We start from the raw sequence: 21167 nt of genomic DNA on the forward strand, positions 1-21167 counted from the left end.
GTAGGCGGGGACCCAGTGGCTTCGGTGTTGGGTTATCGCGAAAGCGTTGAACGCTCTAGCCAGAAAGTCGCCTACGGCGTGTTCCGCCGACCTGCCGGTCGCCGAGTTACTTTCTTTGCTTGTCCACGCACGCAGTGCGAACGGCGTTAGCCGGCCCGAAGGGCGGAGGGCCGTAAGGCCCGGAGTAAAGAAAGCTAACCAAAGAAAGGACCCCCCTAGTCCGCCGCCGCTGCGCGACCGTGAGGTTTGGCCGGGCTTTTCGACAGAGCCTGTCCCGGACTTGATCCGGGAACGTCCCTGTCCTGTCGAAAAGGACTCGGCATCCCTGCCGAGTCCCCCTTCGGGGCCTGATCGTCCAAACCTCACTCGGCTCCCGAGGGGGCCCGAAGAGCTGACGGCTCGCTGCGCATCGCTTGCCAAGAGCGAAGAGCAAAATCCCAGCCTTGCGCCCACCCTCCTATTCGTCATTCCGGCGCAGGCCGGAATCCACTCCTCAGGCTCTCGCTCGTCAGACAACGTGTCGCAAGCGGAAACGCTGAGGCATGGATGACCAGCTTCGCTGTTGAAAAGCGCCTCCGGCCTTCGCCGGAATGACGAGAGGGGTAGGCGAGGGTGAAGGAACACCTTAAGTCCTCACCCTTACGACGCCTCGCGCACAGATTCGGCGTACCTCACAAGCGCCAGAAGCGTCCCCTGTCGGTTCGAGTAGACGGTCCGAACGGTTTTATCTCTCAATGCTGCTCAGAGCTCTGGCTCTAAAGGCCATTTCTCTTGGGTTACTTTCTCTTTACTCCGGACCTAAAGGTCCTCCGCCCTCCGGGCCGGCTTCGCCGTTCGCATGCGCTACGCGCAAGCGTGGGCCAGCAAAGAGAAAGTGACTCGCTCGCCGGCAGGCGAGTGAAACGCCCGCTGCGTAAGCGGCCAGGTCGCCCGAACACTCAGGCAAGAACGAGACACTCATGTCAAAAGGCTTCCGGCCTACGCCGGAATAACGACAGCAGGTTAGTAAAGCCAAGGCGACCCATCAAAAAGCCGCGCCAACAAGCGCCACCCCCCGCCGCCCCCTACAATGCCCCATCGCAAATCAACCCAACCTCATGCCGTCCAACGCCCCCTCTCTCCGCGCTGCCCTCCGCTCACCACTACTCCCTTTCTGGCTGGTGATCGCACTGCTGCCGCTGGGACGCAGCGCGGAGCTCGGTACGGCGCTCTGCCTGGTTGGCGTGCTGATGCTTTTCGCCCGTCATCCACGCGCGCTGACCGAACATCAAGGCGCGCAGTTGCTGCTCTGGCTGCTGGGTACCTATACCGCCGCCGCACTGATTTCAGCCGTCGATTCAGTCGCACCAGGCAAGAGCTGGTCGACGGTCGCCGCGTTGCTTCGCTACGTCCCCCTCGGCCTGTATGCCTGCTTCGCCATTCGCCGCCCGGAGAAGCTACGCGCCCTGTATGTCGCCGTCGCTGTCGTCGTGGCGATCTGGACGATCGACGCCTGGGTGCAGGCCTTGACTGGCTGGAGCCTTGGCGGGCACGCGGAGGCGGAGCGAATCTCGGGCATCTTCGGTGCGCATAACCTGAAGCTCGGCCCTGCGTTGGCGGTGCTGTCGCCCTTCGCATTGTGGGCGGCGCGTGAGCGTTGGAAGGTGTGGGGACTGTTGGCCGCATTCGTGCTGATGCTCGGTCCCGTGCTTCTGGCGGGCTCGCGCGCGGCCTGGGTTTGCTATGGCCTGGTGGCATTGGCGTTTGCCTGGCGAGAAGCCCGTTCGCCGCTGCGTTTCCTAGGCTGGTGCGCTGGCGGTGCCGTGCTGCTGGCGCTGGCCGGTGGCGTCGCCTGGAAGACGTCCGAGCGCTTCCAGACGCGCATGGATCGCACGCTGATGGTCCTGCAGGGATCGGATAAGTCGCTGGATACGGCGTTGACCGGGCGTCTGGATATCTGGCGTACCAGCGTAAAGATGATCGAAGCACATCCCATCAATGGTGTCGGTGTGCGGGCCTATCGCTACGCCTACGCCCAGTTCGCGCCGCCGACCGATCATTTCCTGACGGCTGAAACTTGCGGCGATGGCGAAGGTGCGTGTCATGCGCATCAGCTTGTCCTTGAGGTGCTCACCGAAACCGGGGCGATCGGCCTGTTGCTCTGGCTTGCCGGTGTGGTGCTGGCCTGGCGCTTCTGGTGGCGTGCGGGTGCGGGACGCGATGCCGCATTTCCGGTAACCGTCGCGTTGGCGGCGATGCTGTTTCCGCTCAATACGCACCTGGCTTTCTATTCGGCGTGGTGGGGCTTGTTGTTTGCCTGGCTGCTTGGGTTATGGTGCGCGGCCCTGGCCGTGAACTGGCCGGCCAAGGAGCCCGATCATGCAGCGTGAGCCGCTGTCGGTTGTCGTTATCACCTTCAATAACGCCGATACGCTCGATGCCTGCCTGAGCCAGGTCGATTGGGCCGAAGAAATCGTTGTGCTCGATTCGGGTTCGACCGATGAGACGGTGGCCATCGCCAGGCGCCACGGTGCGCGCATCGACGTCCATCCTTTTGACGACTACGGCCCGCAGAAGCAGCGCGCGTATGCCATGGCCAGCCATGACTGGATTCTCAACCTGGATGCCGACGAAATACTGTCGCCCGGTACGCGAGAGGAGATCGAGCGCGCGTTGACGGCGCCCCGTTACGCCGGGTTCCGATTGCCGCGGCGCGAGCGCATGTTCTGGACGGTCCAGCACCGCTGGAGCTGGCGTAACGGACATCTGCGTTTGTTCGACCGACGCCATGGCGGCATGAACGATGTCGAAGTGCATGCGGCGGTGGAGGTCGAAGGCCCGGTCAAGACGCTCTGGCGGGCCGACTTCGTCAATGACGGCGATGGCGATATCGCCACGCGGGTGGAAAAGATCAATCGCTACACCAGTGGCATGGTGGCGTACAAACTGCGCAAGCAGCAGCGCTTTACCGGTTTGCGCATGGTTTTATATCCGCCGGTGTTTTTCCTGCGGCAATACATCGGCAAGCGCTATTTTCTCAACGGCTGGGCCGGCTTTATCGCCAGCGTTACCGGCGCGTTTTACGCTTTTCTCAAGTACGCCAAGCTGCACGAGGCGCGCCAGCACGCACGGTCCAGAAACAAGGGGTCGTAATCAGGCCGCCTTGCGAGTTGTCTGTTCCGCATAGCCGCGCAACGCATCGACGAACAAATGCGTGACCTCCCAACGCAAGGCTTCGCGCTTGCGAAACGCCGAGCGATGCTTGCTTTCGACCTGCATCTCGTCGCGGACCGGCTCACGCGCAGGCAGGTCGTAGAAGCCATCCTTGTTCAACTGACCGTCGCATTCGATCCAGAAGCTGTCGTAGTCGGCTTTGATCTTGCCGCGTGTCAACGAGAACGGATGGGCTGCCTGGCTGATGCCGCGCACGTGTGCCATGTGGCGATCTTCGGCGAAGCCGAGCAGCATCGAAAACAGCAGATTTTTGGGCCGCAGGCCATGGCATTGCTTGGTCAGCGTGCGCACCGCATCGCGGCCGAGCTGCGTGCTTGCACCTTGTAGACAGCCGATCAGCAACGCATGTCCTTCATCGCCAACGGTGAAGATCACCGAAGACAACACCTCGCCCTGCACATTGGACAGCTGCAGGCACAACTCGCCTTCGCGGCCACGACCGGCGGGGATGGCAAGCCGTACCAGCAAGCGGCTATTGTCCTTGAGCGACACCTCGCCCAGCGTCACATGGCCGTCGCGGTACATCGTGTCGATCAGCGCTTCGGGCAGGTGCGAACTCACGAAACGATAGTGACTGAGCATCGTGGCGTAGCGCTGGGCCACGCTGAAGCCTCGGTTGATATAGCGATGCAGCGGACGATCGAAAAGATAAGGGTCGCGCGTGTGGATCGCGTTCATGCGCGGGCTGTCGTAGATAAAGCTCAACCAGTTTGCCTGCGCGCGCACATGCGTCAGGCAGCGCGCGGCGTACTTGATGGCGTAGGAAAAGCGCTTGCCACGCGAACCGTGCCAGTCACGGCGTTCGCGCATGGAGCGCAGGATTAACTTGAAAGACATGGCGCGTCATGGCCCGATAAATATCCTGAGCGGATTTCTACCGGGTATCGCCGTCTTAAAACTGTCGCTTGCTGTCTTGGAGCTTTCGTTTAAGGCAAGCGTTAATAAATGGGCGGAAATCCCTCGGGGCGCGTCTTAAAACGCTTGTGCACCCACAGGTATTGTTCAGGTGCTTCACGCACCATTGCCTCGATGCAGTGGTTGATACGCGCCGTGTCGGCGCTGGCATCGTCGCTGGGGAAATCGGTCAACGGTGCGCCCAGGCGCAGCGCATAGCCGCGGCCGTCGGGCAGACGGCGATGAAAGAACGGTATGACCACGGCCTTGGAAAGACGCGCGAGGTGATGCGTGGCCGTAATGGTGGCCGCCGGCACGCCGAAGAACGGCACGAAGGCATTGTCCTTGCTGCGCATGTCCTGATCCGGTGCGTACCACAGCGTGCCGCCGCCGCGCAGATACTTCACCGTGCCACGGATATCGTCCTTGTCGAACATCGCGTCGGCGTAGTCCAGGCGAGAGCGCAGCACTTCATATTCGAAGACGGCCGAATCCATCTGCCGATACATGCCGGCGATGCGCATGTGCTGCGATACCAGCCGCGCGCACAGTTCGAGGTGGGAGAAGTGGCCCCCGACCAGCAGCACGCCCTTGCCCTGCATGCGGGCCGCTTGCAGGTGCTCCATGCCTTCGATGGTGACCGGTACGCGCTTGAGCGCCTGGTCGCTGCCCATCCAGCCCAGCGCGAACTCCATCATCATCAGGCCGATGTCGTGCAGGTTCGCGTCCACCAGCCGTTTCTGCTCGTCGGCGGACAGTTCCGGAAAGCACAGTGCGACATTGGTCGCGGCCACTTTGCGCCGCGGCGAGCGCACGCGCTGCACGATGGCGCCGAGTCCATGGCCCAGTTGCATCAGCGTGCGGTAGGGCAGGCGGGCGATCAGCCAGATGACGCCAATGCCCAGCCATGCCGGCCATTGCCTGGGCGAGAGTAGCGCGCGTGTGAAAGTGGGGCGTGGTGTACCGGGCATCCCCGTTATTGTAACGGTCCGGGTGAGACGCGTCCCACCCGGACCCTGGGCGCCGTCAGAAATTCAAGCGAAGTCCTACGCTCCCCGCCCAGCCGGTGAAGCCGTGGCCGGCCGTGCCGTGCCGGTAGTCGGCCTGCCCAAAGGCAGACAGGTTGGGTGTCAGCGCCGCCGTGGCGCCGGCGCCGAGCCGATAGCTGGTTCCCACACGTCCGGCGGCGAACGCGTCGCCCATGTTCCAGGCTGCGCTGTAGGTATCGATGCGACTGGCTCCGCCGATCGTGCGCAGGACGTCGGCCCTGAGATAGGGGGTGACGCGCGAAACATCGGTCTTGACCAGGCGTGCACCGGCACGCGCGACGGTCTGGGTCGACGGGCGCAGGGTAACGGCAAGCCCATCGCTGTCCTCGAAAGCATTGAAGCTCAATCGCTGGATGCTCCACTGGGCCTGCGGCTCCAGCTCCCAGCCGTTGCCGATCGCGAATGGATAACCCGTTTCCACGGAGAACGTCGAGTTTCGCGCGCGCAGCCTGGCGACGTTGCCGCCACGCGCCGCTGTCGTCACATCGCCATGGAAGCGTTCTCCGCCTACCACGGCGTCCACGTAAAAGCCGTCGTCTTGCTGCCAGGTCAGCCAGGCATGGCTGCCGTAGGCGCGATACCGGGCAAAGCTGGCGCCGTCTACGGCACGTGGCGTGATGCGGGTGCTGCCTTTGTCCAGGGCCCAGCCGGCGCGTAGTGCCGAATGGTTGCCGGTCCAGGCGATCAGGCTGCCGCCGAGCTGCAGTGTGTTGATCTGCTGATCGAAGCTGTAGCCGAAGTCGGTGAAATGCCGGCTGCTGCCATAGCGCTGCTGGCTGTTGATGTATCGCGCGAAGACTTCGCCGCCTTGTCCTTCCGGCCGGGACGCCACCTGGCGAATCTCGCCGAGCCGCTCGTGCAGCGTGCTCACGATCTGGCTGCCGTAGTTGAACAAGGCTGTTGGCGCAGACAGATATGAAGGCAACTGTGGCACCACCTTCACACGCTGTATCGGCTCCGGTTGTATCGGCTCCTGCGGATCGAGCCTGTCTTCGACGTAGGTGTTGCCGAGCCGGTAATCCCATTGGAGTAACTCGCTGCCGAGTGCGTTCTGGTCCGGGTCGGCCTGGCCCGGGCCAAACGCATGCAGCGTGTATTGGTATGGACCGGCGGCGACATAGCCGCCGCGCAGCGCGAACGCATCAGCGCGCGATTGGCCTGCGACCTGTACCACCGAAATGCCCTCGTCGGCATCCAGGGCGCCATTGCGATTGTGGTCGGTCAGCTGCCCATCGGCCTGGCTTGTCGGCACGATGTCCAGCAAGGTCGACGCCGTCGTTCGGATGTCGCCGTATACCAGCAGGCGATCGGTTTGCTGCCGGTCGAGCGTCCCGCCTTCGTTGAGCAGGGTATGCATGCGCACGACACCGCCGGTACCGGTGACGTCCCCGGTGACGGTCAAGGTTGTGTGGTTGCCGGCGTCGTGGGTGCCGTAGTCGATAGTGCCGCCATCGAGGTCGAGCGCGCCAACCGTCGAGCTGCGCGTCAGTGTCCACGTGCTGCCGCCGGCCACCGTCATGTCGGTGACGACATCGGTAGCGCCTGTCCATGTCGAAACATCGCGCAAGGCGACTTGTATCGGCGATCCGGTCGGGCTCCCAGGCGCCCGAACGATGTCGCCCTCGGCGTGGGATTGGGACAGTGCCAGATCGACTACCGCCTTCTTGTCGCCGGCCTCGACGAGCAGAAGATCGCCGTTACCGCCGATAACCTGGTTGACGCCATTCAACCGGATACCGCCGGAGGCGGCGTACAGCGCGCTTGCCTGTGTGCTGCGCAATGCGCCGCCGTTGACCGTGACCCGGCCGCCGCCCACGGCGACGGCCGATGCCTCCGCGCCGCTGGCCACCACGGTGGTATCGGTGGCTTCGACACCGCCGTCACCGATGGCGGCCAGTCCGAAGGCGCGTTCGCCCGTCGTTTCGATCTGACTGCCGGCAAGCTGGATGCTTGCGCTCCCAGCGGCGAACGCCGCGATGGCGTCCACGCCGAAAGTACGGATGTTCAGTCGGGTGGCATCGATCCTGGCCGCGTTCGTGTTCGAGGCGTGCAGGGCATGAGAGGCCGCGCCGTGCGTGGTGACGTTGCCGGTATCGACCTCCACACGTGCATCGAGCGTCTCGATGCCCGGCGCGCTGCGGCCGGTGGTCTGGAAGTCGATGTTGCTTGCTTTCACTTCGTTGGCAGCAAGCGGCGCCCACAATGCGGCGGCACCCGCTCCCGAGGTGCGGATGGTGACCCGGTCGAACGAGGCCCGATCGACTTGATTGAGATTGACGCCATAGGCGAACTGGCCCGCGGTCTGGATTCTCGTATTGCTCAGCGCGAGGTTGGTTTGCGCCCCGAGCGTCATCACGCCATGCGCTTCGCGGCCAACCGTGACGATCTGCGTATCGGTGATATGGAGGCTGCTGTTGTCGTTGCGAGCGAGCGCGCCATAGGCGGAGTCGCCCGCGGTATTGATGCGTCCACCGGTGAATGTGATCGAACCCCCGGACTCGGCGAATGCACCGACACCATGTTGCGTGACGAGCGCCGCGCCGGTCAGGCTGGCCCTCGCGCCGCGGCCCTCGGCGCGTACCGCGGCGGCGTCCACGTCGCTGGTGCGGATCAGCGTGCCGAAGCCCTGGGTATCGCGGCCGAACGTGGCGGAGGAGTCGCCGCCCACGAATACCCCGTCGGCGATGCTGGCATTCGTGACGATGCTGCCGCCATTCATGACGATGCTGCCACCGGTCTCCACGCGCACGCCCGAGGCGCTGGTGCCCAGCGTGTTGACGAAGACATCGTCGGCGACCCGAAGCAGGCCGCCGTGGCGCGCATACAAGGCATGTTCGCCGATCTGGTGGGTTTCGTATTCGCCGGTGGTGACATCGAGGGTCGTCCCATCGGCTACTTGCTGGCCGGCCGACTGGGCGACGACAGGGCCGGCCAGTACCCCGGCGATGGCCAGCGCCAAGCCATGCCATGGCAAGGTGGCGTGCTTGCTACGAGTCTTTCGCATAAAAACTCCAAACGAGGGCGACAGATGTCGTCTCTCGATATCCGTGGAAGTGGGATCTAAGCAGAAGCGACAAGACACTCGGCCGGTAACTACACGCCGTGACGTCTCATGCCGCTTTAAAAAATGTGCTTTTTGTGAGCCATGAAATGGCCGACAGAGAGTAGAAAGCGGGGCCGCAGCCGCCTATCGGAATAGTTAGAAAAACGCAGCTTCAACCAAGGTTTTTTCTCTTGGTAATCATGAGCTTTTTGAGAGCCGCTATACTCACGGGAACCGAGCCTGGGATATCGCGTTGCGCTACCTCTATACACTCGCCATGTATCTGGCGACGCCCTTCATCGTGTTGCGCCTGCTGTTTCGCGGCGTGCGCTATCGCGACTATCACCGACGCTGGCGCGAACGTTTCGGCTTTGCCCTGGCGCCGGCGGTACGCGGCAGCCTGTGGGTGCATGCGGTATCGGTCGGCGAAGTGAATGCCGCCGAGCCCTTGCTCAAGGCGCTGCGCAACAGCTATCCCAATGCCCCACTGGTGGTGACGACGGTGACACCGACCGGATCGGAGCGCGTGCGTCAGCTGTTTGGTGACAGCGTGGTACACGTCTACCTGCCCTACGACCTGCCATTTGCTGTCTCGCGTTTCCTCAAGCGTGTACGACCACGGCTGGCGGTGATCGTCGAAACAGAAATCTGGCCCAACCTGTATTTCGCCTGCGGCAAGCGCGGCATCCCGATGCTGATCGTCAATGCGCGTCTGTCCGAGCGCTCGTTGCGCGGCTATCGCCCGCTCAACGGCATCGTGCGTCAGGCCTTGCGCAGCGTGCGTGTGATCGCGGCCCAGTCGCAGACCGATGCCGCGCGTTATCGCCTACTCGGCGCCGACCCGGCAACGATCCTGGTCAGCGGCAATATGAAGTTCGACATGCCAGTGCCGTTCGATGCGGTGAACGCCGGCTCACACCTGCGCGAACAATGGGGCCGTTTGCGTCCCGTGTGGATTGCCGGCAGCACGCACGAAGGCGAGGAACTGTCGGTACTGGAGGCGCATCTGGACGTGTTGAAGCGTCTGCCCGATGCCTTGCTGCTGATCGCACCGCGCCATCCCGAACGTTTCAAGATGGTGGAAAATTCGGTGCGCAGCCTGGGCTTTACGCTGGCCACACGCAGCGCCGAGCGCGTGCCATCGGCGGCGCACCAGGTATTCGTGATCGATTCGATGGGCGAACTGATGCCTTTCTATGCGGCGTCGGATCTGGCTTTCGTCGGCGGCAGCCTGGTGCCGATCGGTGGCCACAATGTGTTGGAGCCGGCGGCAATGTCGCGGCCGGTACTGGTCGGTCCGTACACCTTCAATTTCGAAGAGATTACCCTGACGCTGATCAAGGAGGGCGGCGCCGAACGCATCAATGGCAAGGAAGATCTCGGTGCCAGGGCACTGCGATTGCTGCTCGATCACGCCCGTCGCAAACGCATGGGCGAGCAGGCGCGCCACGTGTTCGACAGCGAACGCGGTGCGGTCAAGCGCGTGATGGAATTGATCGACCAGCAGTTGCAGGAATAAAAAAAAGCCGGACGCATGGCGCCCGGCTCTGTCGATCGCATCTGCGGCAGCGTTACTGCAGTAGCGTATTGATCTCTTCGATGTCCTTCATGTCCACCGTGCCGGCGGTCTGCTTCAACTGCAGCTTGTTCAGCACGAAGTTGTGGCGCGACTGCGAATAGGTGCTCTGCGCCTGGGTCAGGGTCTGAATGGCGGTCAGCACGTTCAGCATGGTCTGCGTACCCACGTCGAAACCCGCGCGGGTAGCCTCAAGCGCCTTCTGGCCAGAATCCACACCGGCCTTGGCCGCTTCCACCTGGCTGATGCCGGCAACCGAGGTGCGATAGAAGTTCAGCGTGTCGCGGGTGACCTGGCGACGCTGGATTTCCAGGGCATCCTGGGCGGAGTCACGGTTGTAGATCGACTGGCGGACTTGCGATTGCGTCAGACCACCGGAGAAGATCGGCACGTTCAACGTCACACCGATCGTAGTGCCCCAGCGTCCATTGGTGCCATTGCCGGTACCTGCATCAGCCGCGGCTGCGGCTGCTGCTGCGCTGTTGCGATTTTCCGCCCACGAGTCGGACTTGCCGCGCGACACCGACGCGGTGACGGTGGGCAGATGCCCAGCCCTGGCCGAATTGATACTGTGTTCTGCCGACTCAACATTGAACTGTTGGGCTGCAATGGTCGGATTGTTTTTCAGGGCTTGCTGCACCCAGACGTTCGGATCGGCCGGCGAGGGCGGATCCATCGGAAGATCTTCGCGGAGCTTCTTCAGGTCATCAGTAGGCTTACCGGTGATCTGCGTCAGCGCTTCCTTGGAGTCATTGAGCGTGCTCTCGGCCTGGATGGTCTGGGCCTTGGCCTGCTCGTACTCGGACTTGGCCTGATACACGTCGGTGATCGCCGACAGACCAACCTTGAAACGCTGATCCGCCTGCTCGTAAGCCTGACGCAACGCTTCTTCGTTCGCCTTGGCAAAGGTCAGCTGATCTGCGCTGGTCAGCACACCGAAATAGGCGGTGGTGACACGTACGTACAGGGCTTGCAGCGCGGCCTGGTAGGTCGCGTCCTGCGAACTCGCCTGAGACTTGGCGGCCGACAGATTGGCCCACTTGCTCAAGTCGAACACCGACTGGCTGACCTCGGCCGATACGCTACGTGTGCGGATATGGCCCGAATCGAACAGCGGTCCGTCGAACTGGCCGGTCGCCGGATTCAAAGTGGACTGAGGGCCGTTGCCGCTTGTCTGGTTCAGTGACACGGTTCCGTTGACTTGAGGAAGCAGCAGGGCACGTGCTTGCGGAACGCCTTCGGACACCGATAGCCGAGTCGCGTCGGATTGCGACAGCACCGGGTCGTTCGCGCGTGCTTCTCGATATGCGTCCAGCAGGTCCTCGCTGCGGCCAGTGAGCGGGAGTGCCGCCAGAGCCAGGGCAAGGGTCAGAAGCTTCAAGCGCATGGGTTGCCTCATTGAAAAAGGGTCAAAAGGTTCGAATCAAAAAACAAATCGACGCGGTGGCGCGGCATGTGCGAGGTAGGGCAGGTCGGTTTCGAACAAGCCTTCTTCGCGGTAACGACCATTGCCTTCATGCGTCAACAGCAGCACGTGCTGCACCGGCGATTCGCCACGTACGACCAGCAGACGGCCGCCCGGACGCAGCCAGCTCAGAAAGCGCTGCGGAATCTGAAACACAGCACCGGTCACCACCAGTGCGTCGAACAGGCCTTTGGGCTGCCAGGCGTTCACTGCCTCGCCGACTTCCAGCGTCACGTTGGCGATGCCCGCCTGCGCCAGGCGCTGGCCGGCCGTCGCAACGAAATCCTCGTGGATGTCGATGCTGGTGACCTGGGCGGCAAGACTGGCCATACAGGCGGTGAGAAAACCCGAACCCGTGCCGATTTCCAGCACATGGTCATTCGGCTGCAGCTCGAGTGCCTGCAGGACGCGGCCTTCGATCACCGGCTTCATCATCACCTCGCCATGTCCCAGCGGCAGGCTGAGGTCGGCAAAGGCGAGATTGCGATGCTCGGCCGCAACGAAATCTTCGCGACGCAGCTTGCCCAGCACCTCGAGCACGCGTGCATCGAGCACCTCCCAGGGGCGAACCTGGTTTTCCACCATGTTTTGCCGCGCCTGATCGAAGTTCATCGCCATCTTGCTCACATCTCTGTTTAGTCGAAAAAGGGCTGAAAGGATAAGTGCTTAGGCCGTTTCCGACAATGACCAAAGCCTGCGGCCTGACGTGCTTGCTACGAAGTGCCGGAAGTCATCGCATACAGTTGACGGAAGTCATGCGCCAAGCCATGTCCGCGGACACTCAGGCACTCATACGGTGATTTTGCTTGAGCATAGTGACCGATTTCATCGGTAGCCGCGCAAGTGCATCTTCCATGGCAAGATGCAGCCCGCTGTCGAGCCGCCGGACCCGGGCGGTGATGGTCGCCTCGCCCCGGTAGCTTGCCGCCACCGACAGCCAGGCCAGCCATCGCGCCAGCCGGCTGCGCTCGGTGGCATCCAGGGCTGCCAGCGCGGTTCGCGCGGCAAACGCGCTCTGCCGTGCGGCGCGCACGCCCTGATCCAGCCAGGCGGCCAGGGCACGTTGCGCTTGGCGATAGCCGGCGCTGAGGGTGAGTTCGACAGTCGTTGAGGGCATAGAGAGGGCCATTCAGGATGCCCGTGGAAAATAATTGAACCGCGGCGTATACTAAACCCGCGTCAGCCATTTGTGAAGGTGTATGCAATGACCATCCTCCCGCAAGCCAAGCCGCAGGGACCAGGCCGTCCCAAGGACATGGAGAAGCGTGCGGCGATTCTTGAAGCGGCCAAGGCCCTGTTTATCCGCAACGCATTTGCGGGTACCAGCATGGATGCCGTCGCGGCAGAGGCCGGCGTGTCCAAACTTACCGTGTATAGCCACTTCGGCGACAAGGACAACCTGTTCCGCGAGGTGATACGCGCGCGTATCCAGGACCTGGTTCCGGAGGATATTTTTCGCTACGAGCCGCAGACCGAAGTCCGCGAGATGCTGCTCAAGATCGCCCTCCACCACGCGCACCTGGAATGTGACGTGCAGAACGTGGGTACGTTCCGCGCCATCCTCAGCGATTGCCGCCAGGGCAACCCCCGCTACGGCAAGCTGATGTGGGAGGAAGGCCCCGACCGCACGCACGGCCTGATGGAGCGCCTGCTGCAGCACGCGGTTGACGGCGGCAAGCTGGATATTCCCAATACCAAGCGGGCCAGTGCGCAGTTTTTCTCGCTGATCAAGGGTGAGTTGCTGCTGCGTCGGATGTTTGGTTGTGAGGACTGTGCGCAGTCGTATGCGGCTGAGATCGAGCAGACCGCGCGCGACGGTGTGGATATGTTCTTGCGCGCGTATTTGCCGCGCTGATCGGATTGGCCGGCGATCGGGCCGGCCATGGATGACTCTCCCACCCCTTTTTCGTCATCCTGGCGTAGGTCGGGATGGTTGACCTTTGCCCCACACTTCCGTCATCCCCGCGTAGGCGGGGACCCAGTGGCTTCGGTGTTGGGTTATCGCTGAAGCGTGCATCGCTCTGGTTCTGCGCTTTGGCTAGAAAGTCGCCTTTGGCGTGTTTCGCCGACCTGCCGGTCGCCGAGTTACTTTCTTTGCTTGTCCAAAGAAAGCTAACCAAAGAAAGGACACCCCGCGTCCGCCGTCCTTCGGACCGTGAGGCTTGGCCGGGCTTTAGGACGGGACATCCGTGTCCCGTCCTAAAGGCATCGACGTCCTGTCGATGCCCCCTTCGGGGCCTGATCGTCCAAACCTCACTCGGCTCCCGAGGGGGCCCGAAGAGCTGACGGCTCGCTGCGCATCGCTTGCCAAGAGCGAAGAGCAACCCCCAACCTCGCTCCATCTCCCCTCTCGTCATTCCGGCCTGCGCCGGAATGACGAGAGGGGTAGGTGAGGGTGAGGGAGCACCTTAAGTCCTCACCGCCACGACGCCTCGCGCACAAATCCGGCGCACCTCAGAAGCGCCAGAAGTGTTCCCTGACGATTCGAGTAGACGGCACGAACGGTTTTATCTCCCAATGCTGCTCAGAGCTCTTGATCCACAGGCCATTTCTCTTGGGTTACTTTCTCTTTACTGCGGACCTAAAGGTCCTCCGCCCTCCGGGCCGGCTTCGCCGTTCGCATGCGCTACGCGCAAGCGTGGGCCAGCAAAGAAAAAGTGACTCGCTCGCCGGCAGGCGAGTGAAACGCCCGCTGCGTAAGCGGCCAGGTCGCCAAAGCACCCAGGCAAGAACCGAGCACTGACGCCGCTGGGTTCCGGCCTAGGCCGGAATGACGAAATAGGGGTTACCAGTTCGCGAAAGCTCTCAGACAAGAGCCGGGCGCCCACGCCCCAACCCCCATTCACTCGCGACTAACCCCACTTTCTGTTCAAATAGCCCCCTTGGAAGCGGGGGTGCCGGCAAACATGGCCGGCTGAGAGAGTCCCTTCGAACCTGATCCGGTTAGCACCGGTGTAGGGAAGCTTCGTAGCACAGGTCGGCCTGTGCCTCCGGCGCCATCGCTTTCGTCCGCAATCCCCCGCGAAGCCGTTCGCCCGGGTGCTTAACTTCTGTAAGGACGTATTGCCGATGAATGCCCTGTCCTCCGAACTCGTGCGCGCCGCGCAGGAACTGTCCGAAGCCGTGACGCGCCCGATTCCCGGGTCGCGCAAGATCCACGTACAAGGCTCGCGCGATGATCTGCGCGTACCGATGCGTGAAATCGAACAGGCGCAGACGCCGACCTTGTTCGGTGGCGAAGCGAATCCGCCGATCACCGTGTACGACACGTCCGGCCCGTATACCGATCCGAATTACCAGGTCGACCTGGCTGGCGGCCTGCCGGAGCTGCGCGCCGCCTGGATTGCCGAGCGTGGCGATGTCGAGCAGCTTGGTGACCTGACCTCCAGCTTCGGCCGCCAGCGTGCGAACGATCCCAAGCTGGCGCCGCTGCGTTTCACCGGCACGCGCGCGCCGCTGCGCGCCAAGGCCGGTGCCAACGTCACGCAGATGCATTACGCGCGCCAGGGCATCATCACGCCGGAGATGGAATACATCGCGATCCGCGAGAACCAGCGGATCGAGGCGCTGGCGCAAAGCGCCTTGCGCAACCAGCATCCGGGCCAGGCCTTCGGCGCTTCGCTGCCGAAATTGATCACGCCCGAATTCGTGCGCGACGAAGTGGCGCGTGGGCGCGCGATCATTCCGGCCAACATCAATCACCCGGAAAGCGAGCCGATGATCATCGGCCGTAATTTCCTCACCAAGATCAATGCCAACATCGGCAACAGCGCCGTGTCCTCGAGCATCGCCGAGGAAGTGGAAAAGCTGGTGTGGTCGATCCGCTGGGGCGGCGACACGGTGATGGATCTTTCCACCGGCAAGAATATCCACGAGACGCGCGAGTGGATCATCCGCAATTCGCCGGTACCGATCGGCACGGTGCCGATCTACCAGGCGCTGGAAAAGGTCGGTGGCGTGGCCGAAGACCTGACCTGGGAACTGTTCCGCGACACGCTGATCGAACAGGCCGAGCAGGGCGTGGATTACTTCACCATCCATGCGGGCGTGCTGCTGCGCTTCGTGCCGCTGACCGCCAAGCGCGTTACCGGCATCGTGTCGCGCGGCGGCTCGATCATGGCCAAGTGGTGCCTGGCGCATCACAAGGAAAATTTCCTCTACACGCACTTCGAAGACATCTGCGAGATCATGAAGGCGTACGACGTCTCCTTCAGTCTCGGCGATGGCCTGCGTCCGGGTTGCATAGCCGACGCCAATGATGCGGCGCAGTTCGGCGAACTCGACACGCTCGGCGAGCTCACCCAGATCGCCTGGAAGCACGACGTGCAGGTGATGATCGAAGGCCCCGGCCACGTGCCGATGCATTTGATCAAGGAGAACATGGAGCGCCAGCTCGAGAAGTGCCACGAGGCGCCGTTCTACACCTTGGGGCCGTTGACCACCGATATCGCACCGGGTTACGACCACATCACTTCCGCGATCGGCGCGGCGATGATCGGCTGGTTCGGTACCGCGATGCTCTGCTACGTGACGCCGAAGGAACACCTTGGCCTGCCCAACAAGCAGGACGTGCGCGACGGCATCATCGCGTACAAGATCGCCGCGCATGCGGCCGATCTGGCCAAGGGCCATCCGGGCGCACAGGTGCGCGATAACGCACTCAGCAAGGCGCGTTTCGAATTTCGTTGGGACGACCAGTTCAATCTCGGCCTCGATCCGGAAAAGGCCAAGGAATTCCACGACGAAACCTTGCCCAAGGACGCGCACAAGTCGGCGCATTTCTGCTCGATGTGCGGGCCGAAGTTCTGTTCGATGAAGATCACCCAGGATGTACGCGACTACGCTGCCGAACATGGCGTGGACGAGACCGCGGCGCTGGACGAAGGCATGGCCGAGAAAGCGGCTGAATTTCGCTCGCAAGGCGCCGAGGTCTATCGCAAGGCGTAAAGCGGTGAGTCGATGAACCGAAACATGCCGCGCGTTGCAGAACGCGCGGCATTTTCACTTGTGCTTCGCGGGCGTGAATCCAGGATGGGCATCGTTGCGCGGTGATTTCGTCACCGATCCCACCCACTCGTCACGAGGAGGCAGGTATGGCCGCCAAGAAGCCGTTTCTCAGCGATATCGAGACCATTCGCAAACGTGCCCGCGCGCACATCGACAAGGGCGCCATCACCGATGGCTACAGCGCCGACCGCGACACGGTGATCAAGATATTGAACGAAGCGCTGGCGACCGAGATCGTCTGTGTCTTGCGCTACAAGTATCACTACTACATGGCCAAGGGTATTCACGCCAAGAGCGTGGCGGCGGAGTTCCTGGAGCACGCTACCGAGGAGCAGGGCCATGCCGACCGCATCGCCCAACGCATCACCCAGCTCGACGGCACGCCCAACCTCAATCCCGAAGGCCTGCTCAGCCGCAGCCATTCCGATTACGCCGAGGGCGAGGATGTGGCCGATATGCTCAAGGAGGATCTGGTAGCCGAGCGCATCGCTATCGATAGCTACCGCGAGATCATCCAGTACCTGGGCAACGACGATCCGACCACGCGCCGCATGATGGAAGACATCCTGGCGAACGAGGAAGAGCACGCCGAGGATCTCTCCACCCTGCTGGATCAGCTCGGTCGAAAGGGCGAGCCGGCCAAGCCGGCCAAGGATCGCCGGGCGTCGTCTTCGACGCATCACTGAAGGGATCCTGTGGCGTTGTAGTCGCGACGTCAGGGAGCCTCGCGTAACCTCAGTCTTCATCGTCGCCCCGGCGAAGGCCGGGGCCCAGCGTCTTCAGCACGGTGAAGCGTAAGGCGCTGGGTCCCGGCTTTCGCCGGGACGACGGCTAGGAAAGGTTTTTAAGGGATCCCCTGCAGTCGCGACCGTCCCGCCGCAAATCGTGTCCTCCGATCCAGGCATTGAGGCGTTATGAAAGGCATACCGTGTCCATGGAGCCGCTGCCATGCCCGAATCAAGCCAGCCGATACGCCCCAGTCACCGCTGGTTGCGTGGCGTTCTGACGGTGATTTCAGCCCTGGTGCTGGGGCTGTGCCTGCTGATGTGGTGCTGGAACGAAGCGCCGGGCACCGCTCCGGTAGCGGTCAGCCAGGCCGACGGGCAGGTCAGCAGCGGTGAGTAGCCGGGGCCGTGCCGGATATGAAAACGGCGCCTGAGGGCGCCGTTTTTTTATGCAGGACAGGGCTGATTACTTCTTGTCCGCCTGGTAACGCTTCATGCCGGCCTCGATCTCGGCCTTGGCCTCTTCGGCGCCGACCCAGCCTTCGAGCTTGACCCACTTGCCCTTCTCCAGGTCCTTGTAGTGCTCGAAGAAGTGGCCAATGCGCTCCAGCCAATGACCGGAGACCGCCTTGATGTCCTTGATATGCGCATAACCGGCGAAAATCTTCTCGACCGGCACCACCACCAGCTTCTCGTCCGCGCCCGCTTCGTCGGTCATCTTGAGCATGCCGACCGGATGGCAGCGGATCACCGAGCCCGGCACCAGCGGCAGCGGCAGGATCACCAGCGCGTCCAGCGGATCGCCGTCGCCGCCCAGCGTGCCCGGCACATAGCCGTAGTTGCAGGGATAGCGCATCGGGGTCGAAAGGATGCGATCGACGAAGATCGCGCCGCTTTCCTTCTCCACTTCGTACTTGACCGGCTCGGCATCCTTGGGGATTTCGATAATGACGTTGATTTCGTTCGGCACGTCACGGCCGGCGGAGACGAGGTGCAGACCCATGGGGCTTTGTCCTTCGGATGCGAATGGGGAAACACGAAAGGATACGGGAAAGAGCGCTGCGCCGCAGCATGAGGGCGCACTAGGGAGGGAGGGGAGTAAGAAACGAGTCAGCTCAGGCCTCAGGTTTTACTCGTATCTCTCATTCCTCTTCACTCACTCTGGGGGCTAGGGCCTGAAAGGCCTCTCCCGCAGCCATTTCGTGGCAATCCACTTCTCCCCGCGCGTCACCGGCAGCCCCGCATGCAGCGAAGCCTGCTCGCCGGTCTCATAGGCGAAGTAGACGGCCGAGCCGCGCTGGGCGGTCACGGTCAGGCCGACCGCGGGAAAGCCCGTGCCGCCACCTTCCTCGGGGGTGTTCAGATACATCACCACGCTGGCGACGCGCTGGCCGCCCTTGGCGGTGATGGTGGAATAGCCCGGCTGCGAAGGGTCGAACCAGTCGTGGTGTGCCTCGTATTCCTGGCCAGGCAGGTAGTGCAGCACCTGCAGGCCCTCGCCGAATTCCACCGGCATGTCCAGCAGCTTGGCCAGGCGGGTTTCAAGCGCAGCGATCAACGGCGTTTCGCCGAGCGAAAAGAACATGCCCCGGCTGGTGCGCGCCGCGTCGACCTGCTGCTTGCCCTGGTTGTCCACGGTCATGGCGCGATTCAGGCGGGGGCGTGCGGCGTCGATCAGCGCCTCGCATTCTTCCGTCGAAAGCAGGCCGTCGAGAACGCGCAGGGCGGGCGCCTCCACGCTGATGGTGACGCGAATGGGCTGATCGTCGACCAGGACCTGGGGCGCTTCGGGGTGCTTCGGGCGCCGGCCGCTTGGACGTGGCGCGACGGCGTTGAGCGAGGTCAGAGGGATATCCAGCACTTCGGAGACGGCACGCCGGCTTTGCGCCGCGTCGTAGCCGGCTTCCTTGAGCAGGCGCAGTACCTCGGGCACGCCATGCCCGGCGCGGGCGGTGGCGAGGATCCATTCGCGCAATTCGGGGCGGACTTTGTGGAAGCTTTTCATTCGCTCTGTATGGGATGGTCGCGCACCCGGGGAGGTGCGCGACCAAACGTGTCGTAAGGGACGTCTACTTTACGTGCTCCCAGAGATAGGTGTACCCCAGCGCGTTCATAAAGGCCGATTGTTTGTTGTCCGCCGCGGCGCCATGGCCGCCCTCGACGTTCTCGTAGAAGCTTGCGTCGTAGCCCATCGATTCGAGCTTGGCGTACATCTTGCGCGCATGCACCGGGCCGACGCGGTCGTCGCGCGTGGAGGTGGTGAACAGTACGGGGGGGTATTTCTGGTCCGGCTTGGCGTTGTAGTACGGCGAGAAGGTCTTGATCCAGGCCCATTCGTTCGGCTTGTCCGGATCGCCGTACTCGGCCATCCACGAGGCGCCGGCCGACAGATGGGTATAGCGCTGCATGTCGAGCAGGGCGACCTGGCTCACCACCGCGCCGAACAACTGCGGATACAGGGTGAGCATATTGCCCATCAGCAGGCCGCCATTGCTGCCGCCCATCGTGCCCAGGTGCTGCGGCGAGGTGATCTTGCGGTCGATCAGATCCTGCGCCACCGCGGCAAAGTCTTCATACGCGCGCAGTCGGTTGGCCTTCAGAGCCGCCTTGTGCCAGCGCGGACCGTATTCGCCGCCGCCGCGGATATTGGCGATGACATAGACGCCGCCCTTTTCCAGCCATGCGCGTCCCACGCCGCCGCTGTAAGCGGGCTGCAGCGAGATTTCGAAGCCGCCGTAGCCATAGAGCAGTGTCGGGTTCTTGCCGTTGGCGGCCAGGTTCTTCGGCGCGATCTCGAAATAAGGCACGCGGGTGCCGTCTTTGGAGGTGGCGAAGTGCTGGCTGACCTCGAACTTCGATGCGTCGAAGAAGCTCGGGCTGTTCTTCAATACCGTCGGCTCGCCCTGTCCGACCACGCCGTAATACAGCGTCGTCGGCTGCAGGAAGCCGCTGACAGTCAGGAAATAATCGTCGCTGGTGTCGTCGTCGATACCGCCTGCAGCGATCGTCGACAGCTTCGGCGCACCGCCCAGGCTCTCGCGCTTCCACGCGCCTTCTTGTGGCGTCAGCACCTCGATCCGGTTCACCACGTTGTCCATCACATTGACGATCAGGTGATGGCGCGTCCACGAATAGCCGTCGAGTGCGGTGGTGTCGGTGGGCTCGAACAGCACGGTGATCTCGCGCTTGCCGGCCATGTAGTCGTCGAACTTGGCGGCCAGCAGCGAGCCCGATTTATAGGTCTTGCCGCCGACGTTCCAGTCGCTGCGCGGTTCGATCAGCAGCCATTCGCGTTCCACCGATGTGTTGGTGTCGTTGGGCACGTCGATCTTGGTGAGCTTGCCATCCTTGCCGCGCAGATAGGTTTCGCTGTCGTAGAAGGCGAGCTGGCGGTTGACGAAGTCGCGCTGGAAACCCGGCGTGTTGTCGCGATACGCGCTGACCGCCATATCGTCGTGCTTGCCTTCGTACACGGTGGTGGCGCTGGACAGCGGTGTGCCGCGCTTCCACTCCTTGACGATGCGCGGATAGCTCGAGGTCGTCATCGAGCCGGGGCCGAAGTCGGTACCGACGTAGATGTGGTCGTCGTCGATCCAGGCCACGTTGCTCTTGGCCTCGGGCAAGACAAAGCCGTCCTTGATGAATTGCTTGGTCTTGAGGTCAAACTCACGCACCACGTCGGCATCGGCGCCGCCGCGCGACAGCGAGACCAGGCAGCGGCGATAGTCCGGCTTCAGGCATTGCGCGCCATGCCACACCCAGTTTTCGTTTTCGGCCTTGGACAGTGCGTCCAGGTCGATCACGGTTTCCCAGGTCGGCTGCGCCTTGCGGTATTCGGCCAGCGAGGTGCGACGGAACAAGCCTTTCGGATGCTCCTTGTCGCGCCAGAGGTTGTAGAAGGCGTCGCCGATCTTGTTGACCATCGGAATGCGCTCGTTCGAATCGAGCACCTCCAGCAGGCGCGCATCGAGCTGCTTGAACTCGGGTGTCTGCGCATACGTGTCGACGGTCTTGGCGTTTTGCTGATGGACCCAGTCCAGCTGCTTGGCGCCGTCGATATCTTCCAGCCAGAGGTTCGCATCCGGTGATGCGGCGCTGGCCGGTGCGGGGTGTGCAGCGGCGGGTGGTGGTGTGCTTGCTTGACTCATGCCTGCAACGATCGTGGTGACCAAAAACGCGATGGCGCGCTTATTCA

At 62.8% G+C, this 21167-nt stretch carries 16 protein-coding genes and 1 riboswitch; of the genes, 7 read left to right on the forward strand and 9 right to left on the reverse strand.

From position 1 onward, the window contains the following. Positions 1 to 1097 precede the first annotated feature (1097 nt). On the forward strand, positions 1098 to 2369 hold the full coding sequence (locus ACZ6WW_RS14455) for an O-antigen ligase family protein (RefSeq protein WP_465274812.1): 1272 nt from the start codon (positions 1098 to 1100) through the stop codon (positions 2367 to 2369). Beyond that, entirely contained in the window at positions 2359 to 3132 is a 774-nt protein-coding gene (locus ACZ6WW_RS14460; protein WP_465274813.1) for a glycosyltransferase family 2 protein, read from the forward strand. The genes ACZ6WW_RS14455 and ACZ6WW_RS14460 overlap by 11 nt, the downstream gene beginning before the upstream one ends. Here ACZ6WW_RS14460 and ACZ6WW_RS14465 read toward each other — a convergent pair whose 3' ends face one another. The 3 genes from ACZ6WW_RS14465 to ACZ6WW_RS14475 all read right to left on the reverse strand — a co-directional run bounded on the left by ACZ6WW_RS14465 (position 3133) and on the right by ACZ6WW_RS14475 (position 8160). After that, positions 3133 to 4050 (reverse strand): VirK/YbjX family protein, encoded by a 918-nt coding sequence (locus ACZ6WW_RS14465; RefSeq protein ID WP_465274814.1) that lies wholly within the window; start codon positions 4048 to 4050, stop codon positions 3133 to 3135. Between the two features lie 101 nt (positions 4051 to 4151). After that, positions 4152 to 5078: an LpxL/LpxP family Kdo(2)-lipid IV(A) lauroyl/palmitoleoyl acyltransferase gene (gene lpxL, locus ACZ6WW_RS14470; RefSeq protein WP_465274815.1), complete on the reverse strand. Its 927-nt coding sequence runs from the start codon at positions 5076 to 5078 to the stop codon at positions 4152 to 4154. A 55-nt stretch (positions 5079 to 5133) separates the two neighbouring features. Next, a complete protein-coding gene (locus tag ACZ6WW_RS14475; protein WP_465274816.1) occupies positions 5134 to 8160 on the reverse strand; it encodes an autotransporter family protein in 3027 nt (1008 codons plus the stop codon). 292 nt (positions 8161 to 8452) lie between these two features. Here ACZ6WW_RS14475 and waaA point away from each other — a divergent pair, with 292 nt between their 5' ends. Further along, complete coding sequence (gene waaA / locus ACZ6WW_RS14480) at positions 8453 to 9718, forward strand: lipid IV(A) 3-deoxy-D-manno-octulosonic acid transferase (protein ID WP_465274817.1); 1266 nt, start codon at positions 8453 to 8455, stop codon at positions 9716 to 9718. 52 nt (positions 9719 to 9770) lie between these two features. Here the strand turns inward: waaA and ACZ6WW_RS14485 are convergent, their stop codons facing one another. The 3 genes from ACZ6WW_RS14485 to ACZ6WW_RS14495 form a co-directional block, all read right to left on the reverse strand. Further along, positions 9771 to 11162, reverse strand: a complete 1392-nt coding sequence (locus ACZ6WW_RS14485; protein WP_465274818.1) for a TolC family outer membrane protein — start codon at positions 11160 to 11162, stop codon at positions 9771 to 9773. A gap of 36 nt (positions 11163 to 11198) precedes the next feature. Then, positions 11199 to 11858 (reverse strand): protein-L-isoaspartate O-methyltransferase family protein, encoded by a 660-nt coding sequence (locus ACZ6WW_RS14490; protein ID WP_465274855.1) that lies wholly within the window; start codon positions 11856 to 11858, stop codon positions 11199 to 11201. A 163-nt stretch (positions 11859 to 12021) separates the two neighbouring features. After that, complete coding sequence (locus tag ACZ6WW_RS14495; protein ID WP_465274819.1) at positions 12022 to 12357, reverse strand: hypothetical protein; 336 nt, start codon at positions 12355 to 12357, stop codon at positions 12022 to 12024. An 87-nt stretch (positions 12358 to 12444) separates the two neighbouring features. Between ACZ6WW_RS14495 and ACZ6WW_RS14500 the strand changes: the two genes are divergently transcribed. The 4 genes from ACZ6WW_RS14500 to ACZ6WW_RS14515 all read left to right on the forward strand — a co-directional run bounded on the left by ACZ6WW_RS14500 (position 12445) and on the right by ACZ6WW_RS14515 (position 17372). After that, positions 12445 to 13095, forward strand: a complete 651-nt coding sequence (locus ACZ6WW_RS14500; RefSeq protein ID WP_281851750.1) for a TetR/AcrR family transcriptional regulator — start codon at positions 12445 to 12447, stop codon at positions 13093 to 13095. A 1025-nt stretch (positions 13096 to 14120) separates the two neighbouring features. Next, positions 14121 to 14219, forward strand: a riboswitch (TPP riboswitch). A gap of 90 nt (positions 14220 to 14309) precedes the next feature. Next, on the forward strand, positions 14310 to 16187 hold the full coding sequence (gene thiC / locus ACZ6WW_RS14505; RefSeq protein ID WP_465274820.1) for a phosphomethylpyrimidine synthase ThiC: 1878 nt from the start codon (positions 14310 to 14312) through the stop codon (positions 16185 to 16187). A gap of 146 nt (positions 16188 to 16333) precedes the next feature. Next, positions 16334 to 16933 carry a ferritin-like domain-containing protein gene (locus ACZ6WW_RS14510; protein ID WP_281851752.1) on the forward strand — a complete coding sequence of 200 codons (600 nt, stop codon included), beginning with the start codon at positions 16334 to 16336 and terminating at the stop codon, positions 16931 to 16933. Between the two features lie 262 nt (positions 16934 to 17195). Next, the gene (locus ACZ6WW_RS14515; RefSeq protein WP_281851753.1) at positions 17196 to 17372 is read left to right on the forward strand and encodes a hypothetical protein; all 177 of its coding nucleotides are present in this window, start codon (positions 17196 to 17198) and stop codon (positions 17370 to 17372) included. A 66-nt stretch (positions 17373 to 17438) separates the two neighbouring features. Here ACZ6WW_RS14515 and ppa read toward each other — a convergent pair whose 3' ends face one another. The 3 genes from ppa to ACZ6WW_RS14530 all read right to left on the reverse strand — a co-directional run bounded on the left by ppa (position 17439) and on the right by ACZ6WW_RS14530 (position 21120). Next, a complete protein-coding gene (gene ppa, locus ACZ6WW_RS14520) occupies positions 17439 to 17975 on the reverse strand; it encodes an inorganic diphosphatase (RefSeq protein ID WP_465274821.1) in 537 nt (178 codons plus the stop codon). Positions 17976 to 18140: 165 nt separating this feature from the next. Beyond that, a complete protein-coding gene (locus ACZ6WW_RS14525) occupies positions 18141 to 18977 on the reverse strand; it encodes a 2OG-Fe(II) oxygenase (protein ID WP_465274822.1) in 837 nt (278 codons plus the stop codon). Between the two features lie 64 nt (positions 18978 to 19041). Continuing rightward, entirely contained in the window at positions 19042 to 21120 is a 2079-nt protein-coding gene (locus ACZ6WW_RS14530) for a prolyl oligopeptidase family serine peptidase (protein ID WP_465274856.1), read from the reverse strand. Positions 21121 to 21167 lie beyond the last annotated feature (47 nt).

The sequence above is a fragment of the Dyella sp. NPDC103356 genome (assembly GCF_055584465.1).